This is a genomic window from Exiguobacterium sp. EF_C8 (genome assembly GCF_054956715.1).
This window is the reverse complement of sequence record NZ_CM143264.1, coordinates 2,049,427-2,071,931: the sequence shown is the minus strand read 5'-3', so window position 1 is coordinate 2,071,931 and position 22,505 is coordinate 2,049,427. Positions and strand designations below refer to the sequence as shown.

Genomic DNA, 22,505 nt, shown 5'->3' with positions numbered 1-22,505 from the left:
ATGCGGGCGATTCTCGTGTGCGCCGGTCCTCAAGAAGAAGTGCCGGATTTACGGACGTTTTGTCAGCCAGGTGACTTTATCGTCGGTGTCGACGGTGGTGTTCAGACGATTGAATTGTTTGGGCTGACATGCGACCTGACGATTGGTGATTTTGATTCGCTTGGTTATGTACCTGAAGGGGCAATCGTTCATCCGGCCGAGAAAGATGAAACGGATCTCGAACTGGCACTTCGTACAGTTTCAGAGAAGAAACAGTTTGAGGATACCTTCATTATCGGGGCGACAGGTGGGCGGCTCGACATGACCGTCCAAAATGTATATCTATTGAAGCGATACCCAGAGGCACGACTCGTGACGAAACGAGAAGAGGTACGATACTTGGCTGAGGGAACGTATGCAGTCGAAGCCGAAAGCTATTATTATCTTTCGTTCATTCCACTTGTGCCGTCAATCTTGAGTTTAGCTGGAGTCAAATATCCACTTGATATGCATCCTGTTCCGGTCGGAGGTTCCTTGACCGTCAGTAATGAATGGAGTACGTCAGAAGCGAAGGTAGAGCTCCATCAAGGAGAACTATTGATGATGCGGACGCTTAAGGAATAGAACAATCATACAAAAAGAGGCCGTGGATGACTCCGCGGCCTCTTTTTAGATGAAATTATTCTTCGAGTTGAGAAGGGGCGACACGGATGTCGCTTTGAGCGGATAGATGTTTTCCTTTGACGAAGAGATGATAACTTCCCCACATGACAAGGAAGAAAGGAACACCGATGTATAGAGCGATTCGTTGATCCGCTTGAAACGCAAGACTGACGAGGACGACGACGTTAAGTGTCAACGAAATCAGGGGTAACACCGGATAGAGTGGTGTCTTAAATTTCAGTTCGGATAGATCGTGTCCGTTTCGGACGAACTGACGACGAAACGCGAGCTGCGAAGCGGAGATCGAAATCCAGCCGACTTGAGCCCCGAGTCCGGCTAAGGACAAGAGCCAAATGAAGACGGTATCTTCTGCGAAAAATGCGGTCAGAAGCGATAACATCGCAAACATCATCGTAAAGAGCAACGCCCGCATCGGCACACCACGTGCATTGACGTAAGATAATTTCTTTGAAATCATCCCTTCTTGCGCCATTGCCCATAACATCCGAGTCGCCGCATATAATCCGGAGTTTCCGACGGACAATAGTGCCGTCAAGACGACGATGTTCATCAAATCAGCAGCGTACGGAATACCGATCGCATCAAAGACCATGATGAACGGACTGCTGACTCCGCCAGCCGTCTCATACGGAATCAATGCACCAACGATCGTAATCGATAAGACGAAGAAGATGAACGTCCGCCAGACTGTATTGCGGATCGCTTTTGGAATCGATTTTTCGGGCGTGTCGGACTCCCCAGCCGCAACACCGATCAATTCCGTTCCTTGGAAGGCGAAGTTGACGGCAATCATCGTCGTCAAGACACCGAGAATCCCGTTCGGAAACCAACCGCTTGCCGTAAAGTTCGCGAATAACGATGTTGGGCGATCTGCTTCCATCGGTAACCAGCCGAACCAGGCAGCGCCACCTAGAATGATGAAGAACAGGATCGCGAGGACCTTCAAACTCGAGAACCAGAATTCGGCTTCACCGAATGCTTTGGCGGAGACGGCGTTCAGACCGAACAACAAGACCGTAAAGATGGTACACCAGACGACAACGGGTACATTCGGAAACCAGCGATCCATCAAACTGCCGGCAGCTGTGATTTCGAGTGCCACCGTCACGGCCCAGCCGAGCCAATAAATCCAACCGACGGCAAAGCCGATTCCTGGTCCGATGAAGCGGGTCGTATAGGTCTGAAATGACCCCGAGACCGGCAGATAGACCGCTAATTCTCCTAGACATAACATCGTCAGATACATGATGGTCCCACCCACGATGTAACTGAGGACCGCCCCGAGAGGTCCTGCTTGTGAAATCGTTAACCCTGACCCTAAAAATAAGCCTGTTCCGATGATTCCGCCGAGTGAAATCATGAACAGGTGTCGACTCGTCATCTCTCGTTTGAGTTGCATGATGACTTCCCCCAATTCTGACAAAATAAAGTACGTTCCTATTGTAAGCGTTTTCAATAAAAGCGACAATTAGTTTATGAGAAAAATAAATGAGGGCATAAAAAAACCGGAAGGGAAGATTCCCATCCGGTGGTTGCGCCTTATACGCGTTCGACTTTACCTGATTTAAGAGCTCGAGCTGAAACCCAAACCTTTTTCGGCTTACCGTCGACGAGGATACGTACTTTTTGTACGTTGACTCCCCAAGTACGTTTTGTTTTGTTCAATGCGTGTGAACGGTTGTTACCCGACTTTGGCGATTTCCCAGTAACGTAGCATTTACGTGCCATGCGTTCCGCCTCCTTTTATGTTGTTTTGCGTTCGTCCTAATAGACACTTTGCTATCTTAGCATGGTGTCAGGGCGGTTGCAACATAAAAAAAGTAGCTGACAAGAAAAAAACTTGACAGACAACCTCGAAATTTAAAATAATGGATGAGGATGATGGTAAAAGTTCATTTGACCGCTACTATTTTTCACTTATTCATTGTATAGTCAGTACGGCGACTTTTCAATAGTAGGTCCTTATAGTAGAATTATGAGAAGAATACAATATTCAAAGGGGGCTACTCAGGTGGCGATCGAGATGAAAACGACCTATGGAAAGATTGATGTAGATAATGATGTCGTCGCGCAACTTGCGGGCGGCGCAGCAATGGAATGTTTTGGTGTCGTTGGTATGGCATCCCAGTCTCAAATCAAGGATGGTCTTGCTGAACTCTTAAAACGTGAGAACTTTGCACGCGGTGTCATCGTTCGACAGGCTTCAGAGCAGGTCCATATCGATATGCATATCATCGTAAGCTATGGAACGAAAATCTCAGAGGTGGCGAACAACGTACAGAGTCGCGTGAAATACACGCTCAGTCAGGCACTAAGTCTTGACGTGACATCTGTGAACATCTTTGTCCAAGGAGTCCGCTTGACGAATGTCTAAGGCGGGAATAGAGGAGGAAACTTTAGTGAGTGTAGATCGTTTAACAGGAGCGCAGTTAGTCAAGATGATTCAAAATGGCGCGGCGAATCTCTATCAAAACGCAGATTTCGTCGATTCATTGAACGTCTTCCCTGTGCCAGATGGTGATACGGGAACGAACATGAATTTGACGATGACTTCAGGTGCAAAAGAAGCAGGTAAGTCCACTTCGGATTCTGTATCGGAAGTCGCAAACGTCTTCGCACGTGGATTATTGATGGGGGCGCGCGGAAACTCTGGCGTCATCTTAAGTCAATTGTTCCGTGGATTCTCGAAATCAATCGAAGGAAAAGCAACGATTGATACGAAAGAGTTCGCTGATGCGTTACAAAAAGGTGTCGATACAGCATACAAAGCAGTCATGAAACCGGTCGAAGGAACGATCTTGACAGTTGCCCGTGAGACAGCTGTCGCTGCTATCGCACAATCTGAAACGACGACGGATTTCTTAGAGTTGATGCGTCAACTCGTCGAAGCATCGAAAGTATCGCTTGACGGAACTCCTGACCTTCTTCCTGTATTAAAAGAAGTTGGTGTCGTTGATTCAGGTGGTCAAGGTCTCGTCTGTATCTATGAAGGATTCCTCGCGACACTCGAAGGAAAAGAACTTGATAAGCCACATGCGCCAGTCATGGAAGCACTCGTCGAAGCAGAGCATCATAAATCGGCTCAAAGCTTCATGTCGACAGAAGAGATCCATTACGGCTACTGTACGGAAATCATGGTTCGCTTCCAAGATGACAAGTTAGCAAATGCGCCGTTCAGTGAAGAAGCATTCCGGAACGAATTAGCGGAATTCGGTGATTCGTTGCTCGTCGTCGCGGATGAAGAGCTCCTTAAAGTTCACGTCCACGTTGAAACGCCAGGAGAAGTCATTACAAAAGGACAACGTTTCGGTGAGCTCGTTGCTGTTAAGATTGAAAATATGCGTCAACAACACTCGACGATCCTCGAAGAAGAGGGCGCGAACCAAGTCACTCCAGTCGCTGCACCGAAGACAAAAGCGAAAGCAGCCCTCGTGACAGTCGCAATGGGTGAAGGTATCAGTGAACTCTTTAAATCACTCGGTGTCAGTGTCGTCATCGAAGGCGGACAAACGATGAACCCGTCAACGGAAGACATCGTCAAGGCGATCGAGGATGCACACGCTGAACATGTCTATGTTTATCCGAACAACTCGAACATCATCATGGCCGCTGAACAAGCAGCTTCTGTTGCGAATTGTGGCGTAACAGTCGTGAAATCAAAGACAGTCCCACAAGGTTTGGCGGCGACGATCGTCTATAATCCGGAAGCGACTGTTGAAGAGAACGAAGCACACATGGAGGATGCGATCGCAGCTGTGAAGTCGGGTCAAGTCACATATGCCGTTCGTGATACGAATATTGATGGTGTTGAAATCAAGAAAGACGATCACATGGCGATTGCTGAAAAACAAATCGTTGCTACGGACACTTCGAGTCTTGGTGCTGTCAAGAAACTGGTCGATACACTCGTCACAGAGGACGACGAAATCATCACAGTTCTTTACGGTGAAGGCGTTTCAACAGAAGAAGTCGACGACCTCGTCGCGTACATCGAATCGGTTAATCCGGATGCTGAAGTGGAAGTCCACGACGGCAAACAACCACTTTATTCGTACATTTTAAGCGTCGAATAAAACCATCATACTGAAAAAGGGCGACTAGCCTTTTCACGAATCCCACCATCTGCGATAATAGAGGTGGGATTTCGTTTGTTTCATAGAGAGGGGAAAAGAAATGAAATATCGTAGCGTTTTTGACATCATCGGACCAGTCATGGTTGGTCCATCGAGCTCGCATACAGCAGGGGCTGCACGGATTGGATTGATGGCGGGTAAATTATTCGGGGAAACGCCTACTGTCATCCACATCACGTTTTACGGTTCATTCGCTGATACGTATCGTGGACATGGAACGGATGTCGCCATCATCGGCGGTGTTCTCGGATACGATACGTTTGACGACCGGATTCCGCAATCGATCGATATCGCGAAGTCGAAAGGGATTGAGATTCATTTCGAGACGAGTGAAGCGTTGACGGATCATCCGAATACGGCTCGTGTCCATTTGACGAATGGAGTAGAAGAGTTTGAATTGGTCGGTATTTCAATTGGTGGGGGAACGATTGAAATCACGGAATTAAATGGCGTACCGCTTCGTTTGTCCGGTGGGGGACCGGCACTTGTCGTCTTACACCATGACCGGTTCGGAGCAATTGCAGCCGTGACGAGCATTTTGGCTGATTACGAAATCAACATCGGGCATATGGAAGTATCACGGCACGAAAAAGGAAAACAAGCACTCATGGCAATTGAGATTGATGACCGGATAACGGCAGAAGTGTTGGAAGAAATCGATCGGTTACCTCAAGTCGAGCGTGCCGTCATGATGGGAGAGTGAAGAAATGTTCAAATCCGTTAAAGAACTCGTCGCCATCGCGACGGAACGAAATATTCCAATTTCGGAAGTCATGATCGAACAAGAGATGACGGTTCGTCATTTAGAACGAGATGAAGTCTATGCGATGATGGAACGAAACCTACAAGTGATGGAAGAAGCAGTTGCTCGTTCACTTGATGGCGACGGTGTCCAATCGGTGACAGGTTTAACTGGTGGAGATGCTGTCTTACTCCAGCGGTACCGTGCTTCAGGCAAAGGATTATCAGGAGATCTGCTACTCGATGCTGTCAGTAAGGCGATCGGAACGAATGAAGTCAATGCTGCGATGGGAAAAATTTGTGCGACACCAACGGCAGGGAGTGCCGGCGTCGTGCCAGGTACGTTATTTGCGGTCAAAGATCGCTTAAACCCGACGCGTGAGCAAATGCTACGCTTCTTATTCACATCCGGTGCGTTCGGCTTCGTCGTCGCGAACAATGCGTCGATCTCCGGAGCGGCTGGTGGCTGTCAGGCAGAAGTTGGTTCAGCAACAGCGATGGCAGCTGCTGCCATCGTTGAGATGGCGGGCGGAACACCGGATCAGTCAGCACATGCCTTTGCGATCGCACTGAAGAACATGCTCGGACTCGTCTGTGATCCTGTCGCAGGACTCGTCGAAGTGCCATGCGTGAAACGCAATGCGATGGGCGGGGCGAATGCTGTTGTCGCTGCCGACATGGCACTCGCAGGAATCACGTCACGGATTCCGTGTGATGAAGTCATCTCAGCCATGCATGAGATTGGTCAGATGATGCCGTCTGCGCTTCGCGAGACAGCAAAAGGTGGACTCGCGAATACGCCGACGGGTCGCTGGCTCGAAGCGAAAATCTTCGGAGAGTTATCGAATGAATCCATCACGTGACGTCAAGACATTAAAAGGTGTCGGACGGGATTTGGCGAAAAAACTAGAAGAGATGAATATTCTCACCGTTGCGGACGTGCTCGAGCACGTCCCGTTTCGTTATGACGACTTCGTGACGGGAAGTCTAACGGAAGCAATCCATGAGGATAAAGTCAAGTTCACGGGTCAAGTCCAGTCTGAACCACTTGTGCGCTATTATGGCAAAGGAAAGAATCGTTTAACGTTCCGTCTGCTCGTTGAAGAACGGTATAGTGTGACCGTAACGATGTTCAACCGGGCATTCTACAAAGACCAATTGCAACTCGGAGCAGAAGTGACTGTAAGTGGCAAGTGGGATTTACACCGGATGACGATCTCTGCGACGGAATTGCAATTCGGGGCAATCGAAGGCGAATTGACACCCGTTTACTCGCTCCGGGGTGACATGCGGATGAAGACATTCCGACGCGTCGTCGACTTGGCGTTCAAGGAGACTGAGGCATTAGCTGAACGAATCCCGGATAGCATCCGGAAGACGTATCGGTTGCAAGACCGGATGACGATGTTGAAGTCGCTTCATTTCCCAACGAATCGACAAGAGTTGACGGCTGCTCGTCGCAGTTATGTCTACGAGGAGTGCCTCTATTTCCAGCTGAAATTACAGGCGTTACGTCTTGGACGACGGAAAGGTCGAGGGATGGCCTTGCCTTTACATGAAACGGATATCGCGAATTTCATCAAGAGCCTGCCGTTTCCGCTGACAGGTGCCCAGCAACGTGTGACAAAAGAGATCCTAGACGACATCGGTCGCGGCGAACGAATGAATCGGTTGCTGCAAGGGGATGTCGGAAGCGGGAAGACCGTCATCGCTGCCATCGCCTTGTTCGCGACGGTTCGTGCGGGAAGACAAGGCGCTTTGATGGTGCCGACCGAAATTTTAGCGGAACAGCATGCAGCGTCGCTTGCCCCATTGCTTGAACCACTTGGGATTCGTGTCGGTCTGCTGACGAGTTCAGTCAAAGGAAAAGCGCGCGCGCACTTGCTAGAAGCCCTCGTGACAGGAGAAATCGACGTCTTGGTCGGAACACATGCGCTGATTCAAGACACCGTCCAGTTCAAGGCATTACACCTCGTCATCACCGATGAACAACATCGCTTCGGTGTCGAACAACGGAAACGATTGCGCGCGAAAGCCGAACAGGCAGATGTATTATATATGACAGCGACACCGATTCCGCGTACGCTTGCGATATCGGTCTTTGGAGATATGGATGTTTCGATCATCGATGAGATGCCGGCGGGACGAAAGGAAATCGAGACCTACTGGGCGAAACCGCAACAGATGGAACGCGTTTTCGGGTTCGTCGAGAAAGAATTGTCGCAAGGTCGACAAGCCTACGTCATCACGCCATTGATCGAGGAATCCGAATCACTCGAAGTTCAAAATGCGATCGAATTACATGCGACATTGACCGAACGGTTCAAGCCCTATCATGTCGGTTTGATGCATGGGCGCTTGACTTCTTCAGAAAAAGACGAGGTCATGCAGGCGTTCAAGGACAACACCGTTCAAATTCTTGTTTCGACGACTGTCGTCGAGGTCGGCGTGAACGTTCCGAATGCATCGATCATCGTCATTCATGATGCAGAACGCTTTGGGCTAGCTCAATTACATCAATTAAGAGGACGCGTCGGACGAGGCGATGCTCAGTCGTACTGTATTCTAATTGCTGATCCCTCTTCCGATACCGGAAAAGAACGGATTAAGACGATGACGGAGACGAACGATGGCTTCAAGCTAGCGGAAAAGGATTTGAAACTGCGCGGAGCCGGAAATTTCTTTGGTACCGAACAAAGTGGATTACCGAGATTCGTCTTAACCGATCCAGCACTTGATATTCAAGTCATGGAAACGGCCCGACAAGATGCAGTCCGATTACTGCGATCGGATGCTTTTTGGCAAGCGCCGGAATACGATGTCTTACGTGAATATATCGAACGGCAAGGGCTTCTTGAAGGAGAAAGAATCGAATAATACTTGAAAGTGAACAACAAGGGATATATACTACTGTTAGTACCAGGTAATAATAGTAGTCATCCTTCTTGTGGGAGGAACGTACATGCGGGTACCTAAAAAACAGAGACAACAAGAATTATTACAGACGATCGAGCAAAATCCGTTCATCACGGATGAAGCGCTGGCGACACGATTTCGTGTCAGTATCCAGACGATTCGTCTGGACCGGATGGAATTAAAAATTCCGGAATTACGGGAGCGAATTAAACATGTCGCGACTGAACGCCTGGATGATGTGCGTACGTTGACTGAAAATGAAGTCATTGGTGATATGATTGACCTGAAACTTGATACATCTGCCATCTCGATCCTTGAGGTTTTGCCGGAACATGCGTTTAGTCGAAATGCAATCGCCCGTGGACATATCTTGTTCGCACAGGCGAACTCGCTTGCGATTGCGCTCATCGATGATGAACTCGCGTTAACGACCCGTGCGAACGTTCAGTTCACACGCTCCGTCCACGTCGGAGAACGCGTCGTCGCGAAGGCATTCGTCAGTTCCCATCGCCAAGATGGGCGTTCTGACATCACGGTAGAGAGTTATGTCGGTGAAGAATGTGTCTTTATCGGCGAATTCACAGTGTATCGAAGTAGTAAGGAGGAATCGAAATGATTTTAGCAGTTGACGCCATGGGGGGCGACCATGCACCCCGTGCCATCGTAGAAGGGGTCGTTGCCTATCTGGCAGAACGTCCAAACGACAACATCGATATCCGACTAGTCGGAGATGAGTTGAAGTTACGCTCATACACAATCGAGGATCCGCGCGTGACGATCGTCCACGCAGCATCCGTCATCACCGGAGAAGATGAACCGGTACGTGCCATTCGCCGCAAGAAAGATAGCTCACTCGTTGTGGCTGCAAACCTGGTGAAATCAGGAGAAGCAGATGCCTTGATTTCAGCAGGCAACACGGGAGCGCTCATGACTGCCGGATTGTTCGTCATCGGTCGGATCGAAGGAGTTGACCGTCCTGCACTGGCCCCGACTTTCCCGACACGTAATGGGAAGGGTGTCGTCATCTTAGATGTCGGCGCCAACCCGGATGCGAAGGCAGAGCATTTGCTCGATTATGCCATCATGGGGTCTGTCTACGCAGAACAAGTTCGCGGTATCACACGTCCTAAAGTCGGGCTCCTGAATATCGGATCAGAAGCCGGTAAAGGGAATGCATTGACGAAGGAAACGTATCCGCTACTTGAGACAGCACCGATTCATTTCGTTGGGAACGTCGAGGCGAGAGAAGCGATGAGCGGTGACGTCGATGTCATCGTTACGGAAGGTTTTGCCGGCAACACGTTACTTAAGAGTACTGAAGGGGCAGCCAGTATGATCATGGGTGTCATGAAAGAACAATTCATGAGCTCGTGGACATCAAAGCTCGCCGCTCTCGTACTTAAACCGAAGTTGAAAAAAATGAAGCAGTTGCTCGCCTATGAAGAATATGGTGGTGCCGGACTATTCGGTATTGCGGCTCCGGTCATCAAGGCGCATGGATCAAGTAATGCCTATGCATTCAGCAGAGCGCTCGTTCAAGCTGAAAAGATGGTCGAACAAGAAGTCGTTGCCAAAATCGTTCAGGCGAAAGCAACTGAAGCACGTTAAGAAGGAGTGAGACGAGATGGGGAAAACAGTTTGGATGTTTCCGGGACAAGGGTCACAGACGCCTGGAATGGGACAGACGCTCATCACGCAAGACGAGACACGCCAAGCACTCGCTGACCTCGGAACGCGAATTGGTCTGGATCTGACGACGCTGATGACGACAGGGACGAAGGATGAATTGAAAGCGACGGATATCGCTCAACCAGCCATCGTCGCACACAGTGCATTACTCGCACAGCAGTACGCAGCACAAGGACATACACCTGATTTCGTACTCGGACACAGTGTTGGAGAATATAGCGCGCTCGTCGCAGCTTCTGTCATCACACCGTCTGAAGCCGTCTATCTCGTCCGCGAACGCGGAAAACTCATGAATCAAGTCACGGGTGGAACGATGGCAGCAGTCATTGGCATGAATGATGTCGAGGCAGCCCATCACGCGGTTGAATCAATTGCGGCAACGGGAGAAATCGTTCAAATCGCCAACTACAACTGTCCTGGACAATTCGTCATCTCTGGACAAATCGCGGCGGTCGAATCTGCCACAGCGAAGTTAAAAGAGCTCGGAGCAAAACGAGTCTTACCACTTGATGTCTCGGGTGCGTTCCATTCGTCGCTCATGACACCTTTCGCACCACGATTCGAAGATATTCTCGTATCATCACCGTTTAAAGCGGCGAAGACGAAATTCATCTCGAACGTTGATTGTGCATTTCACGATCAACCAGACGAATTGATTCGTTTGCTCGTTCAGCAACTCTATTCGCCGGTCCGGTTCGAATCATGCGTCGAGCGTCTCATCGAAGAGGGTGCGGATACGTTCATCGAGTTCGGTCCGTCATCTCCGCTGAGCGGTCTCGTGAAACGAATCAAAAAAGATGCGAAAATCATCAGCATCACGACACTTGAGCAATTGGAAGCGGAGGGAATTCGTTGAGTAAAGTAGCACTCGTCACTGGCGCGTCACGCGGTATCGGAGCTGCCATCGCAAAGCGATTGGCAACAGATGGTTTCCGTGTCGTCGTCAACTATGCAGGAAGCACGGACAAGGCGGAAGCTGTCGTCCGTGAAATCAAGGAAGCAGGCGGTGAAGCACTCGCGATTCAAGCGAATGTCGCTGAAGCGGATGCTGTCAAACAGATGATCAAACAAACGATTGATGCGTTCGGTCAACTGGATTGTGTCGTCAATAATGCCGGCATCACGCGCGATGGTTTACTGATGCGTATGAAGGAAGCAGACTTTGATGCCGTCGTCGATACGAACCTGAAAGGGGCATTCCTCGTCACACAAGCCGCGACACGTCCATTGTTAAAAACAAGCGGTCGTATCATCAATATCGCATCAGTCGTCGGTATTTCTGGAAATCCAGGGCAAGCGAACTATGTCGCAGCGAAAGCGGGTCTGATCGGGCTGACGAAATCCGTCGCACGTGAACTCGCTAGTAAGGGTGTCACAGTCAATGCCATCTGTCCAGGCTTCATCGAGACGGACATGACGGATGAATTGACAGAAGAACAGCGGAACCTGTCACTCGGGCAAATTCCGTTGAAACGCTTCGGTCAAACCGACGATATCGCTTCACTCGTCAGCTTCATTGCTTCAGATGAAGCACGATACATTACAGGTCAAACTCTAGCCGTCGATGGCGGCATGACAATGTAACACAACTAACGGTAGTACTTTGCCAAATCGGCAATCATCTTATATACTCAACTCATGGAGGGATTTTAAAATGACAAAAGAACAAATCTTAGTAGACGTACAAGAAGCAATCGCAGAAAAATTAGGTAAAGAACAAAGTGAAATCACACTTGATAAGTCGTTCAAAGACGACCTCGGAGCTGACTCTCTTGAAGTCATGGAACTCGTCATGGACTTAGAAGACAAGTTCGAAATCACGATCGAAGATGAGCAAGCAGAAAACTTGAAGACTGTCGGCGATGTCGTCAACTACATCGAAACACAAGTCTGATCATTGAAGCTGACCCACCGCAATTTGCGGTGGGCTTTAGCTGTTTAGGAGGAACTATGACGAATCAAAAAGGACGTCGTGTCCGAAAAGGACCCTATGTAAAACGACGCAAGGATGCTCGGACGCTCGCTCAGATCGAGCAAAAATTCGAAGCGTTACAAGAGCGTCTGAATATCAGGTTTTCTAATGTTGAGCTATTGAAACAAGCCTTCACGCACTCTTCGTTCGTCAATGAACAACGAGAGTCGGAAGGGGATAACGAACGCCTAGAATTTTTAGGGGACGCTGTCTTAGAGTTGACGGTGTCACGCTATCTATTCGAACACTACCCGGAACGTTCCGAGGGGGAATTAACGAAATTGCGAGCGGCGATCGTCTGTGAACCGTCACTCGTCCAATTTGCGAATCACTATCAGTTTTCCGATATGATTCTGTTAGGTAAGGGGGAAGAACTGACCGGTGGTCGGAATCGTCCAGCCTTACTTGCGGATGTCTTCGAATCATTCATTGGCGCCTTGTATCTTGACCAAGGCATCGAAGCAGCCGAACGATTCCTCGCCGAAGCGGTTTTTCCGAAAGTGGCGACAGGCTTTTTCGAAGAACAGACAGATTTCAAGAGTCAATTACAGGAAGCGATTCAACGTGTCGGTTTAGGTGTCATCGAGTATGAAATCATCGAGGAACGCGGTCCGGCGCATAGTCGGGAGTTCATCTCTCGTGTTCAAGTCGCGGATGAGCTCGAAGGGATTGGAACGGGGCGTTCGAAAAAAGAGGCAGAACAACAAGCGGCAAAACAAGCCTTACTTGAATTAAAGAAACAGTTTTAAGCAACAAAAGGCCGACCATCTCTCGAACGCACAAGAGATGATCGGCTTTTATCGTGTGGTGCTTACTCGATTAAACAGTCTTAAGGGATTTCAGTTCGTCGACGATCGCGTCGACCTCTGCAAGTGATAGCGAGTCTCGCATCATGACGAACTCATAAATCTCTTTTAAGTCCTCATTTTTTGAGCCATCGAACTGTTCTGCTTTAATGACCCCTTTGTTGATGATATTCAATTTATCTAAGATTGCTTCAATCATTTGTTCAATCGTCATCGTGTTATTCGCTCCTCTTCTTCTTGTTTCGCATGATACTACCTTAAAACCTATCATGTTGCTAGCGTTTCGGCTATGGTAAACTGAAAGAAATTCAAAAGAAATTTAAACATACGGGTGATCAAGATGTACTTAAAACGAATTGAAATCAATGGCTTCAAATCATTTGCCAATCGAACTGAACTAGAATTCCTTCCGGGTGTCACGGCAGTCGTCGGACCGAACGGAAGTGGAAAATCAAATATATCGGACGCTGTCCGTTGGGTGCTCGGAGAACAATCTGCGAAGTCACTACGTGGGGCGAAGATGGAAGACGTCATTTTTGCCGGCAGTTTGTCTGAACACCGAAAACAATTTGCAGAAGTGACGCTCGTCTTAGATAACGAGTCGGGAACGGTCGCGTTACCTTATCAGGAGATCAGTGTTACACGTCGTGTCAGCCGTAATGGCGATAGCGATTATTTTTTAAATAAAAAACCATGTCGCCTGAAGGATGTCCTTGATTTGTTCATGGACACAGGCTTGTCGCGTGACGCCTTTGCGATTATCGGACAGGGTCGGGTCGAACAAGTCATTTCCGGAAAACCGGAAGAACGTCGTGCTGTCATTGAAGAAGCAGCAGGCGTCTTGAAGTATCGTCATCGCAAGAAGCAAGCCGAGCGGAAATTAAGTGATACGGAAGCGAATCTATCGCGTGTCGATGATATTTTATATGAACTTGGTGGACGAATCGAGCCGTTACGTGAACAAGCGGCGCTCGCGAAAGAGTATCTCGTCGCTCGAGAACGGCATGATGTACTGGAACGTGGCATCTTGGCGCATGAAATCACGACGTATCAGACGGAGCTCGAAACACTGGCGCGTGATATCGCACAATGTGAAGAACGTCTTGCATCTCAAAAGACGACTCACGAAGAGACCGTCGTGTCCCGGGAGAAACAAGAAGCGACGCTTGAAGAAGAACGACAACAAGAAAACGCTTTGCAGGAGCAACTTCGACATGTCTCGACGCGACTTGTTGAGATCCAAGGTGCCCTTAACCTAGCAAAAGAACGTGAAAAACACGGGACCGAGACGAAAGAGCGACTCGAACAAGAGGTCGCGATCGTCGAAGAACGCGTCAAGGAACTAGAACTCGAACTAACCGCTTTACAGGAACGCCAAGCAGAAGTCGATCAGGAAGCAAAACGGATTACGGCTGAGCGAGAACGAGCTGATCAAGCGTTGACACAAACTGATCGTGATTTTGATAAGGAAGCCGAAGCATTACGTTCGGAAGCCTTTGAAGTGGCGAGCCGATTGGCTGCGACGAATAATGCCTATAATCGGGCGAAGCAAGATCTCATGCAGGCAGAAGAACAACAACGTTCCTTTACGGTGGATAGCGGTACGAAGCAGTCGACCCGTCGTCAACTTGAGGAAGACGTCGCTCGATTAGAAGCGGACGTTGCTTCGATCCGGACAGAATTAAATCAAGTGACTGAGGAAGAGGCAACGGCACTCGCAGCACGAGACGAACAACAACATGCGTTACGCCAAGTTGAACAGTCCGTTGCGGATTTAGAGCGACGTCGTCATAAGACGGAAGATCGGATTGAATTTCTTGAATCCGTCAAAGCCGACTATAGCGGTTATTTCGGTGCCGTTAAGACGATATTAAAACAACGAGATCATTACCCAGGTATTCACGGAGCGGTCGCGGAGTTGATTTCGGTCCCTGCGCGATTTGAAGCGGCAATCGAGACGGCGCTTGGTGGGGCAATGCAAAACATCGTCGTTGATACCGATGCGACAGGACGTCGTCTAATCCAGGAACTGCGACGCTTAAATGCCGGTCGAGCGACGTTCATGCCGCTCGCCTCACTCCAAACACGTGAAGTCAACCGTTCGGTGCGAGAACAAGTCGGGGGGATGTCTGGATTCGTCGGGATCGCAAGTGATCTTGTGACGACAGACGAGACGCTGACGAAATTAAAGATGAACTTACTCGGTACGACACTCGTCGTCGAATCACTTGAACAAGCGAACCAAATTGCCCGTTCGACAGGACATCGCTATCGTCTCGTCACGCTCGAAGGAGATGTCGTCAACGTCGGTGGAACGATGACCGGCGGAAGTCGGAAAAAAGGCACACCATTGTTCAGTCAATCGCGCGAGCTCGACGAGTTAAAAGAGGGACTGACGCGAGGGCAAGCGGTCATTCGAGAGCAGATGCGCCGCTTGGAAGATCTAAGAGCGGCGATTCAGACGCTTGATGCTACTGCTCGGACGCGGACAGAAACGATTCAAGAATTACAAGGACAACTCGAGCAATCGCGGGATACGTTGGCAGATGCGAAGCGTCACCTCGCCGTCATGACGTCCGAATTATCGGTTGAAGACCGGCAGATGGCACGTGTGCTCGAACAAGAACAGGAAGCACGCCGTATCATCGAAATGTCAGAAGTCGAGATCGCGAAATGGACGGAACGTCAAACAGAGCTCAGACAAGCACTTGATCGTCTTAAGGATGCTCAAGCTCGTGGTGCCGTCACGATGGACGAACTAAAGAAGGAACAAGCAGAAGCAGTTCTTGAAGAGCGGACGATTCAAATGAAACAAGCGCAACTCACGCAAGAGATCGAGCGTCTGACGGAACAGGTCAGTCACGCGAAGCTTGAACGTGGTCATAAACGCCGTGACTTGCGTCATGTCCTTGAAGGATTCGATGAAGCGAAAATCGATGCCTTGCACGGCGAGCAGCGCGAACAGGAACAGGAGCAGAAGCGGGTCGAGACCGAACTCGTCGCGATCGGGCAACGGATTCAAGTGCAGGCAGAATCCTTGCGCTTAATTCGAATTCGCGAAGCGAAGACGAAGGACGATCAACAAACGACGAAACAGGCACTTGAGCAATTACGACTCTCACAAGGGAAAACGAGTACACGCCTTGAGACAAGACAAGAAATGCTCGAAGAGATGGGATTACTGCTCGAACTGATTGCACCACTTGATCTATCGTATGAAGAGGCAAAAGAGGAAATTCATCTGCTCAAGCGTCAACTCGAAGAAATCGGCATCGTCAATATCGGTGCAATCGAAGAATTCGCGGAAGTCGATGAACGGTTTACGTTCCTATCGGCGCAACGAGATGATCTCGTCGCCGCTAAAACGGATCTCTATGGTGTCATTGAAGAGATGGACCGGGAAGTCATTCGATTGTTCCGACAAACGTATGATGCCGTCCGTGAGCATTTCCGAGAAACGTTCCGGGAGTTGTTCGGGGGTGGAGAAGCCGACCTTGTACTCGTCGATCCGACTGATCTACTGACGAGCGGAATTGATATCGTCGCGAAACCGCCAGGCAAAAAGCTACAAAATTTGTCGCTCTTGTCAGGTGGAGAGCGTGCCTTGACGGCGATCGCTCTCTTGTTCGCGATTCTAAAGACCCGTCCTGTCCCATTCTGTGTCCTCGATGAAGTCGAGGCGGCACTTGATGAAGCGAACGTTGCGCGATTCGGCGAATTCGTCCATCAGCTAGCGCGCGAGACACAGTTCGTCATCATCACCCATCGGAAAGGAACGATGGAGGCGGCAGACGTCTTGTACGGCGTCACGATGCAGCAAAACGGGATATCTGAAGTGTTATCCGTTAAACTAGAAGAGGCACGACGTACATTAAGTGAAGAACCAAAGGAGATTAAACAATGAGTTTCTTTAAAAAACTGAAAGACCGCTTGACGACTTCGACGCAAGAAGTCACGACGAAATTCACACAAGGACTGACAAAGACACGCGATGGACTGGCAAGTGCCGTCAATGATCTCGTCTATCGTTTCCGCGAAGTCGATGAGGATTTCTTCGAAGAATTAGAGGAAGTATTGATTCAAGCCGACGTCGGCGTGACGACGACAATGGATTTGGTCGAGGAGTTAAAGACAGAAGTTAAACGACGTAACGTCAAGGATCCAAAAGAAGTACGTGATGTCCTCGTTGAAGTCGTCGCGAAGATGTTAGTTGAAGAGGAAGAGACAGCACTCGATCTCGATCATGAGCTGAACGTCATTCTCTTCGTCGGTGTTAATGGGGTCGGGAAGACGACGACGATCGGGAAACTTGCGAACCGCTTGAAACAAGAAGGCAAGAGCGTCATGTTAGCAGCGGGTGATACGTTCCGTGCGGGTGCAATCGATCAACTGCAAGTCTGGGGCGAACGCTCCGGTGTACCGGTCATCCGTCAAGGAGAAGGATCGGATCCGGCCGCTGTTGTTTACGACGCTGTCCAAGCAGCTAAAGCACGTAAGGTCGATGTCCTGATTTGCGATACGGCAGGACGCCTTCAAAACAAGGTCAACCTGATGAACGAACTTGAAAAGGTCAAACGTGTCATCGAACGTGAAATTCCAGGTGCTCCTCACGAAGTATTGCTGGCGCTTGACGCGACGACAGGACAAAACGCGATGGTGCAGGCGAAAGCCTTCAAACAAGCGACGAACGTCAGCGGGATCGTCTTGACGAAGCTTGATGGAACGGCAAAAGGTGGAATCGTCCTTGCGATCAAGAACGAATTGAACCTCCCGGTCAAGTTCGTTGGTCTTGGTGAAAAAATCGATGATTTACAACCGTTTGATGCAGAACAATTCGTTTATGGATTGTTCGGTGATGTCTTTGAAGAAAAAGAAAACGTTGACACGGAAGAAAGCGCAGAATAAGCGACGTTTCATGTAAAGAAAAAAACTTGACAACACACTGTGAGGGCTGTACTATACTATCTGTAAAGGAATTTCACTTAACATTGCGGAGGTGCTCGGATGACACTTGATAAAACGAACCGGATGAACTATCTGATTGACTTTTATCAGGAGCTTTTGACACCAAAACAACGGAATTACATGTCACTCTATTACTTAGATGACTTTTCCTTAGGTGAGATCGCCGATGAGTTTGAAGTCAGCCGACAAGCAGTCTACGACAACATAAAACGCACGGAAGCCATGCTCGAGCAGTATGAAGAACGACTATCCCTGTTCAAGAAACACGAACGGCGAAAGCAGTTACTCGATCAGCTGAAGCAATGCGACCTTCCGGGTGAAGCCCTAGTGATCATTGAGACATTGGAGCAATTAGAGTAGGAGGCATTCTTAATGGCATTCGAAGGATTATCGGAACGGCTTCAAGCCAGTCTCGCTAAAATGCGAGGTAAAGGTAAGATTTCTGAAGCAGACGTCAAAGAGATGATGCGCGAAGTTCGCTTAGCGCTACTCGAAGCCGACGTCAACTTCAAGGTCGTCAAACAATTCGTAAATGATGTAAAGGAACGTGCCGTCGGACAGGACGTCATGACATCTTTGACGCCAGGGCAACAAGTCGTCAAGATCGTCCATGATGAATTGACGAATCTGATGGGTGCGGAAGTGTCACCATTGACGCTTGCGAACCGTCCTCCGACCGTCATCATGATGACAGGTCTGCAAGGGGCAGGTAAAACAACGACAACGGGTAAGCTTGCCAATCATTTACGTAAAAAACATAATCGTAGTCCTTTGCTTGTTGCGGCGGATATTTATCGTCCGGCAGCAATCAAACAATTAGAGACACTCGGGAAACAATTGGAGTTGCCGGTCTTCTCAATGGGAGATCAGGTCAGTCCGCAAGAAATCGTTACCGGTGCACTCGATTATGCAAAAGAGCATCATCACGATATCGTGTTGATCGATACGGCAGGTCGTCTGCACGTCGATGAGGAACTAATGCAGGAACTCGTTGATGTTAAAGAGATCGCCAAACCGCATGAAATCTTCCTTGTCGTCGATTCGATGACGGGTCAGGACGCCGTCAACGTCGCAGAAAGCTTCAACGAGAAGCTTGGCGTGACGGGGGTTGTTCTGACGAAGCTCGACGGAGATACGCGAGGTGGTGCAGCACTCTCCATCAAGGCAGTCACCGGAGCACCGATTAAGTTCGTCGGTCTTGGAGAGAAGCTCGATGCCATCGAACCATTCTATCCCGAGCGGATGGCGTCTCGGATTCTAGGCATGGGAGACATGCTGACACTGATTGAAAAAGCAGAGTCACAAATGGACGCTACGCGTGCCAAAGAGTTAGAAAGCAAAATGCGCGATGCATCGTTTACATTCGATGATTTCATCGAGCAGTTGCAGCAAGTGAAACAGATGGGTCCACTCGACGAACTGTTGGGAATGATCCCTGGGGCAGGTAAAGGGAAGATGAAGGGGTTGAAAAACGCCCAAATCGATGAGAAGCAACTCGTGTATGTCGAAGCGATTATCCAATCGATGACGAAACGAGAGCGGACTGAACCTGAAATCTTGAATGCGAGTCGTCGGAAGCGGATTGCCCGTGGTAGCGGACGCAGTATCCAAGAAGTCAACCGTCTCATTAAACAGTTCGAAGACATGCGGAAAATGATGAAACAATTTTCCGGACAGATGGGCAAAGGGAAAAAGAAAGGCTTTGGCCTTCCATTCTTTTAAAAGTCTTTTCTCTTTTGCTGTAACGTTGTATACTAATGAAGTTGTCAATTTGACTAAACGAAAAAATCATCTATTATTTGGAGGGACTTACGAATGGCAGTTAAAATTCGTCTTAAGCGCATGGGCGCAAAAAAATCACCTTTCTACCGTGTGGTAGTAGCAGACTCACGTGCACCACGTGATGGTCGTTTCATCGAGCAAATCGGATACTACAATCCAGTTGCTAAACCAGAAGCAGAAGTTAAAATCAACGAAGAGCTAGCTCTTAAATGGCTCTCTGAAGGTGCTAAACCTTCGGACACAGTTCGTAACCTCTTCTCACAAGCTGGTATCATGGAGAAATTCCACAACGCGAAACTCGCGAAGTAAGACGTTAGGAGGTGAGCAAAAGCTTACCTCCTTTTTTTAATTCAAGAAAGGAAGTGAAATGAATGGAATGGTTGGAAATTGCGAAAATCGCCAATACACATGGTCTAAAAGGTGAATTAAAGTTACTCGCGAGCACGGATTTTCCGGAGGAACGCTTTAAAGTCGGGAAGGAAGTTTTTCTTGGATCTGACGGAACGTACACACCGGTGACAATCAGTGGTTACCGAAAACACAAACAATTCATCATGGTGACGTTCAAAGGGATGCACCATATCAATGAAGTCGAGAAGTATAAAGGATTGAAACTCTATGTCCACGCAGAAGATTTGCAAGACTTAGACGAGCATGAATTTTACTATCATGAGATCATCGGTTGTACGGTTTATGACGGTGAGACGAGAATCGGAGTCGTATCCGACATTCTTGAAACAGGTGCAAACGACGTCTGGACGATCAAACGCGATGGGAAAAAGGATGTCCTGATCCCGTATATCGAGCAAGTCGTTGCTTCCGTCGATGTCGAGCAAAAACGTATCCAAATCACACCGCTTCCAGGATTGATTGAAGAATGAACATCCGAGTGTTGACGCTGTTTCCGGAAATGTTTTCAGCGCTCGATCATTCAATAGTCAAACGAGCGCAAGATGATGAACGTGTCAGTCTTGAAACAATCAATTTTCGAGACTTCTCGACGAATCGTCATGGTAAAGTCGATGATTATCCGTATGGTGGGGGAGCAGGCATGCTGTTGACCCCTCAACCCGTCTTCGACGCGATGGCGAGTCTGCCGGAAGGAAAACGACGAATCATCGTCATGACACCGACCGGTAAACGTTTTTCGCAACGGATGGCAGAAGAGTGGGCACAAGAAGAAGAACTGGTCTTCCTATGTGGTCATTACGAAGGATTTGATCAGCGGATTCATGATCACCTTGTAACGGATGAGGTCTCGCTTGGGGACTTCGTCTTGACGGGAGGGGAACTGGCTGCGATGACAATGATTGACGCTGTCGTCCGTCTCTTACCAGACGTCCTCGGTGCGTCTGCGAGTCACGAAGACGATTCCTTCTCGACGGGACTTCTTGAATATCCACACTATACACGTCCTGCTGAATATGCCGGATACCAGGTACCCGACGTCTTGTTATCAGGCAACCATGCCCGGATTGCAAAATGGCGGCGGGAACAGTCGCTGAAGCGGACATTTGAGCGTCGTCCGGATCTGTTGGCTGATGCTCCATTAACCGAGGATGATCGTCTTTATTTAGAATCGATTTCAGGATTGTCAAACGATTGAATCTATGATAAGTTAAAACATGTGGCAAAAGCCACCCATTAACGATGTTCCGCTGTCGGATGCTGAAAGCAAATGAAGATAAGAACATTGGTGAAAAAAGGAGAAATCATTCATGAACACACAACAATTGTTCCGTGAACTTACACAAGAACAAATCAAGTCAGACGTCCCTGCGTTCCGTCCTGGGGATACAGTCCGTGTACACGTTAAAGTCGTCGAGGGTACGCGTGAGCGTATTCAGCTCTTCGAAGGCGTAGTCATCAAACGTCACGGTGGCGGCATCAGTGAAACATTCACAGTCCGTAAAATTTCTTACGGAGTTGGCGTTGAGCGTGCTTTCCCGCTCCACTCACCACGTGTTGCACAAATCGAAGTTGTTCGCTACGGTAAAGTCCGTCGTGCGAAACTTTACTACCTCCGTAACCTTCGTGGTAAAGCGGCGCGTATTAAAGAAATTCGTCGTTAATCATGTGAAAAAGTGGCTTGTCTCCGGACAAGCTTCTTTTTTTTGTTGTTTATGCGTATACTAGTCCATAGGAAGAAATTGCGTTAATCAAGGGAGTGGAATTCGTGAAGGAGTTATTCAGTTGGGTAAAAGCGCTCGTCGTAGCGCTTGTCATCGCGTTCATCATTCGAACGTTCCTGTTCGTACCCGTCATCGTCGATGGGGAATCGATGATGCCGACCTTACACAATGCGGATCGGATGATCGTCAATAAGATTCCGTATTATTTTAATGAACCAGAAAGAGGCGATATCGTCGTCTTTCATGCAACGGAAACACGCGACTATATCAAACGAGTGATCGCTGTTCCGGGAGATACGATGTATTATAAAGACGATACGTTGTACGTCAACGATAAGAAAGTAGCTGAACCGTATTTAAAAGAGTACAAAGCTCAGATGAATGGTGTTCCATTGACGGAGGACTTTACACTTGAGGAACGGACAGGAAAAACGACTGTTCCAAAAGGGAAGGTATTCGTCATGGGAGATAATCGTCAAAATTCAAAAGATAGTCGTGATATCGGTTTTGTGGATGAGGATCAAATCGTCGGAACGACGAACTTCGTATTCTATCCATTCAATGATGTACGCTCTGTCGATTAAAACGAAAGAAGATGAGACGCTTACCGTGAAAAGTAAGTACCTCATCTTCTTTTCTTGTCTTAAGTTGCGTATACTAGAGAGTGGATGTTTTTTCAAGTATCGTATGATCAGCAAGAAGTCCA

Annotated in this window: 24 protein-coding genes; 21 read left to right on the top strand and 3 right to left on the bottom strand. The window is 48.6% G+C overall.

Going from position 1 to position 22,505, the window contains the following annotated elements:
* The gene (locus ACY2IG_RS11165) at positions 1–603 is read left to right on the top strand and encodes a thiamine diphosphokinase (RefSeq protein WP_462617932.1); all 603 of its coding nucleotides are present in this window, start codon (positions 1–3) and stop codon (positions 601–603) included.
* 55 nt (positions 604–658) lie between these two features.
* Here the strand turns inward: ACY2IG_RS11165 and ACY2IG_RS11160 are convergent, their stop codons facing one another.
* A complete protein-coding gene (locus ACY2IG_RS11160; protein ID WP_462617931.1) occupies positions 659–2,062 on the bottom strand; it encodes an amino acid permease in 1,404 nt (467 codons plus the stop codon).
* A gap of 140 nt (positions 2,063–2,202) precedes the next feature.
* Entirely contained in the window at positions 2,203–2,391 is a 189-nt protein-coding gene (gene rpmB, locus ACY2IG_RS11155) for a 50S ribosomal protein L28 (protein WP_023468758.1), read from the bottom strand.
* A gap of 283 nt (positions 2,392–2,674) precedes the next feature.
* Between rpmB and ACY2IG_RS11150 the strand changes: the two genes are divergently transcribed.
* The 11 genes from ACY2IG_RS11150 (at position 2,675) to rnc (ending at position 12,863) form a co-directional block, all read left to right on the top strand.
* On the top strand, positions 2,675–3,037 hold the full coding sequence (locus tag ACY2IG_RS11150) for an Asp23/Gls24 family envelope stress response protein (protein WP_462617930.1): 363 nt from the start codon (positions 2,675–2,677) through the stop codon (positions 3,035–3,037).
* A 25-nt stretch (positions 3,038–3,062) separates the two neighbouring features.
* Positions 3,063–4,736: a DAK2 domain-containing protein gene (locus ACY2IG_RS11145; RefSeq protein WP_375091899.1), complete on the top strand. Its 1,674-nt coding sequence runs from the start codon at positions 3,063–3,065 to the stop codon at positions 4,734–4,736.
* A gap of 100 nt (positions 4,737–4,836) precedes the next feature.
* On the top strand, positions 4,837–5,499 hold the full coding sequence (gene sdaAB, locus ACY2IG_RS11140) for an L-serine ammonia-lyase, iron-sulfur-dependent subunit beta (RefSeq protein ID WP_023468755.1): 663 nt from the start codon (positions 4,837–4,839) through the stop codon (positions 5,497–5,499).
* Between the two features lie 4 nt (positions 5,500–5,503).
* Positions 5,504–6,400 carry an L-serine ammonia-lyase, iron-sulfur-dependent, subunit alpha gene (gene sdaAA / locus ACY2IG_RS11135; RefSeq protein WP_023468754.1) on the top strand — a complete coding sequence of 299 codons (897 nt, stop codon included), beginning with the start codon at positions 5,504–5,506 and terminating at the stop codon, positions 6,398–6,400.
* Complete coding sequence (recG, locus tag ACY2IG_RS11130; RefSeq protein ID WP_290775257.1) at positions 6,384–8,414, top strand: ATP-dependent DNA helicase RecG; 2,031 nt, start codon at positions 6,384–6,386, stop codon at positions 8,412–8,414. The genes sdaAA and recG overlap by 17 nt, the downstream gene beginning before the upstream one ends.
* Positions 8,415–8,499: 85 nt before the next feature.
* Positions 8,500–9,069 (top strand): transcription factor FapR, encoded by a 570-nt coding sequence (fapR, locus tag ACY2IG_RS11125; protein ID WP_035406919.1) that lies wholly within the window; start codon positions 8,500–8,502, stop codon positions 9,067–9,069.
* A complete protein-coding gene (gene plsX, locus ACY2IG_RS11120; protein WP_035406922.1) occupies positions 9,066–10,061 on the top strand; it encodes a phosphate acyltransferase PlsX in 996 nt (331 codons plus the stop codon). The genes fapR and plsX overlap by 4 nt, the downstream gene beginning before the upstream one ends.
* A gap of 16 nt (positions 10,062–10,077) precedes the next feature.
* Complete coding sequence (fabD, locus tag ACY2IG_RS11115) at positions 10,078–10,998, top strand: ACP S-malonyltransferase (RefSeq protein WP_214854551.1); 921 nt, start codon at positions 10,078–10,080, stop codon at positions 10,996–10,998.
* Positions 10,995–11,726 carry a 3-oxoacyl-[acyl-carrier-protein] reductase gene (gene fabG, locus ACY2IG_RS11110; RefSeq protein ID WP_056062260.1) on the top strand — a complete coding sequence of 244 codons (732 nt, stop codon included), beginning with the start codon at positions 10,995–10,997 and terminating at the stop codon, positions 11,724–11,726. The genes fabD and fabG overlap by 4 nt, the downstream gene beginning before the upstream one ends.
* Before the next feature lie 70 nt (positions 11,727–11,796).
* On the top strand, positions 11,797–12,036 hold the full coding sequence (acpP, locus tag ACY2IG_RS11105; RefSeq protein ID WP_029342095.1) for an acyl carrier protein: 240 nt from the start codon (positions 11,797–11,799) through the stop codon (positions 12,034–12,036).
* A gap of 56 nt (positions 12,037–12,092) precedes the next feature.
* The gene (gene rnc, locus ACY2IG_RS11100) at positions 12,093–12,863 is read left to right on the top strand and encodes a ribonuclease III (RefSeq protein WP_035406932.1); all 771 of its coding nucleotides are present in this window, start codon (positions 12,093–12,095) and stop codon (positions 12,861–12,863) included.
* A 70-nt stretch (positions 12,864–12,933) separates the two neighbouring features.
* Here the strand turns inward: rnc and ACY2IG_RS11095 are convergent, their stop codons facing one another.
* Positions 12,934–13,134, bottom strand: coding sequence for a DUF1128 family protein (locus tag ACY2IG_RS11095; RefSeq protein ID WP_023468746.1), 201 nt, complete (start codon positions 13,132–13,134; stop codon positions 12,934–12,936).
* A 126-nt stretch (positions 13,135–13,260) separates the two neighbouring features.
* Here ACY2IG_RS11095 and smc point away from each other — a divergent pair, with 126 nt between their 5' ends.
* From smc to lepB, 9 genes are all read left to right on the top strand, one after another.
* Entirely contained in the window at positions 13,261–16,824 is a 3,564-nt protein-coding gene (gene smc, locus ACY2IG_RS11090) for a chromosome segregation protein SMC (RefSeq protein WP_462617929.1), read from the top strand.
* Positions 16,821–17,825 carry a signal recognition particle-docking protein FtsY gene (gene ftsY / locus ACY2IG_RS11085; RefSeq protein ID WP_035406938.1) on the top strand — a complete coding sequence of 335 codons (1,005 nt, stop codon included), beginning with the start codon at positions 16,821–16,823 and terminating at the stop codon, positions 17,823–17,825. The genes smc and ftsY overlap by 4 nt, the downstream gene beginning before the upstream one ends.
* A gap of 99 nt (positions 17,826–17,924) precedes the next feature.
* A complete protein-coding gene (locus ACY2IG_RS11080; protein WP_023468743.1) occupies positions 17,925–18,245 on the top strand; it encodes a putative DNA-binding protein in 321 nt (106 codons plus the stop codon).
* A gap of 12 nt (positions 18,246–18,257) precedes the next feature.
* Positions 18,258–19,607 carry a signal recognition particle protein gene (gene ffh / locus ACY2IG_RS11075; protein WP_023468742.1) on the top strand — a complete coding sequence of 450 codons (1,350 nt, stop codon included), beginning with the start codon at positions 18,258–18,260 and terminating at the stop codon, positions 19,605–19,607.
* A gap of 93 nt (positions 19,608–19,700) precedes the next feature.
* Entirely contained in the window at positions 19,701–19,976 is a 276-nt protein-coding gene (gene rpsP, locus ACY2IG_RS11070; protein ID WP_023468741.1) for a 30S ribosomal protein S16, read from the top strand.
* Positions 19,977–20,038: 62 nt separating this feature from the next.
* The gene (gene rimM / locus ACY2IG_RS11065; RefSeq protein WP_462617928.1) at positions 20,039–20,548 is read left to right on the top strand and encodes a ribosome maturation factor RimM; all 510 of its coding nucleotides are present in this window, start codon (positions 20,039–20,041) and stop codon (positions 20,546–20,548) included.
* Positions 20,545–21,273, top strand: a complete 729-nt coding sequence (gene trmD / locus ACY2IG_RS11060; RefSeq protein ID WP_462617927.1) for a tRNA (guanosine(37)-N1)-methyltransferase TrmD — start codon at positions 20,545–20,547, stop codon at positions 21,271–21,273. The genes rimM and trmD overlap by 4 nt, the downstream gene beginning before the upstream one ends.
* Before the next feature lie 112 nt (positions 21,274–21,385).
* Positions 21,386–21,739 carry a 50S ribosomal protein L19 gene (gene rplS, locus ACY2IG_RS11055; RefSeq protein ID WP_023468738.1) on the top strand — a complete coding sequence of 118 codons (354 nt, stop codon included), beginning with the start codon at positions 21,386–21,388 and terminating at the stop codon, positions 21,737–21,739.
* A 104-nt stretch (positions 21,740–21,843) separates the two neighbouring features.
* A complete protein-coding gene (lepB, locus tag ACY2IG_RS11050; RefSeq protein WP_035406947.1) occupies positions 21,844–22,383 on the top strand; it encodes a signal peptidase I in 540 nt (179 codons plus the stop codon).
* The last annotated feature ends 122 nt before the right edge of the window (positions 22,384–22,505 follow it).

Excerpts from the sequence above, each read along its gene's own strand:
- ACY2IG_RS11165 (WP_462617932.1), top strand. The coding sequence starts at position 1 with ATGCGGGCGATTCTCGTGTGCGCCGGTCCTCAAGAAGAAGTGCCGGAT.
- ACY2IG_RS11160 (WP_462617931.1), bottom strand. The coding sequence starts at position 2,062 with ATGCAACTCAAACGAGAGATGACGAGTCGACACCTGTTCATGATTTCA.
- rpmB (WP_023468758.1), bottom strand. The coding sequence starts at position 2,391 with ATGGCACGTAAATGCTACGTTACTGGGAAATCGCCAAAGTCGGGTAAC.
- sdaAB (WP_023468755.1), top strand. The coding sequence starts at position 4,837 with ATGAAATATCGTAGCGTTTTTGACATCATCGGACCAGTCATGGTTGGT.
- sdaAA (WP_023468754.1), top strand. The coding sequence starts at position 5,504 with ATGTTCAAATCCGTTAAAGAACTCGTCGCCATCGCGACGGAACGAAAT.
- recG (WP_290775257.1), top strand. The coding sequence starts at position 6,384 with ATGAATCCATCACGTGACGTCAAGACATTAAAAGGTGTCGGACGGGAT.
- fapR (WP_035406919.1), top strand. The coding sequence starts at position 8,500 with ATGCGGGTACCTAAAAAACAGAGACAACAAGAATTATTACAGACGATC.
- plsX (WP_035406922.1), top strand. The coding sequence starts at position 9,066 with ATGATTTTAGCAGTTGACGCCATGGGGGGCGACCATGCACCCCGTGCC.
- fabD (WP_214854551.1), top strand. The coding sequence starts at position 10,078 with ATGGGGAAAACAGTTTGGATGTTTCCGGGACAAGGGTCACAGACGCCT.
- acpP (WP_029342095.1), top strand. The coding sequence starts at position 11,797 with ATGACAAAAGAACAAATCTTAGTAGACGTACAAGAAGCAATCGCAGAA.
- rnc (WP_035406932.1), top strand. The coding sequence starts at position 12,093 with ATGACGAATCAAAAAGGACGTCGTGTCCGAAAAGGACCCTATGTAAAA.
- ACY2IG_RS11095 (WP_023468746.1), bottom strand. The coding sequence starts at position 13,134 with ATGACGATTGAACAAATGATTGAAGCAATCTTAGATAAATTGAATATC.
- smc (WP_462617929.1), top strand. The coding sequence starts at position 13,261 with ATGTACTTAAAACGAATTGAAATCAATGGCTTCAAATCATTTGCCAAT.
- ftsY (WP_035406938.1), top strand. The coding sequence starts at position 16,821 with ATGAGTTTCTTTAAAAAACTGAAAGACCGCTTGACGACTTCGACGCAA.
- ACY2IG_RS11080 (WP_023468743.1), top strand. The coding sequence starts at position 17,925 with ATGACACTTGATAAAACGAACCGGATGAACTATCTGATTGACTTTTAT.
- ffh (WP_023468742.1), top strand. The coding sequence starts at position 18,258 with ATGGCATTCGAAGGATTATCGGAACGGCTTCAAGCCAGTCTCGCTAAA.
- rpsP (WP_023468741.1), top strand. The coding sequence starts at position 19,701 with ATGGCAGTTAAAATTCGTCTTAAGCGCATGGGCGCAAAAAAATCACCT.
- rimM (WP_462617928.1), top strand. The coding sequence starts at position 20,039 with ATGGAATGGTTGGAAATTGCGAAAATCGCCAATACACATGGTCTAAAA.
- trmD (WP_462617927.1), top strand. The coding sequence starts at position 20,545 with ATGAACATCCGAGTGTTGACGCTGTTTCCGGAAATGTTTTCAGCGCTC.
- rplS (WP_023468738.1), top strand. The coding sequence starts at position 21,386 with ATGAACACACAACAATTGTTCCGTGAACTTACACAAGAACAAATCAAG.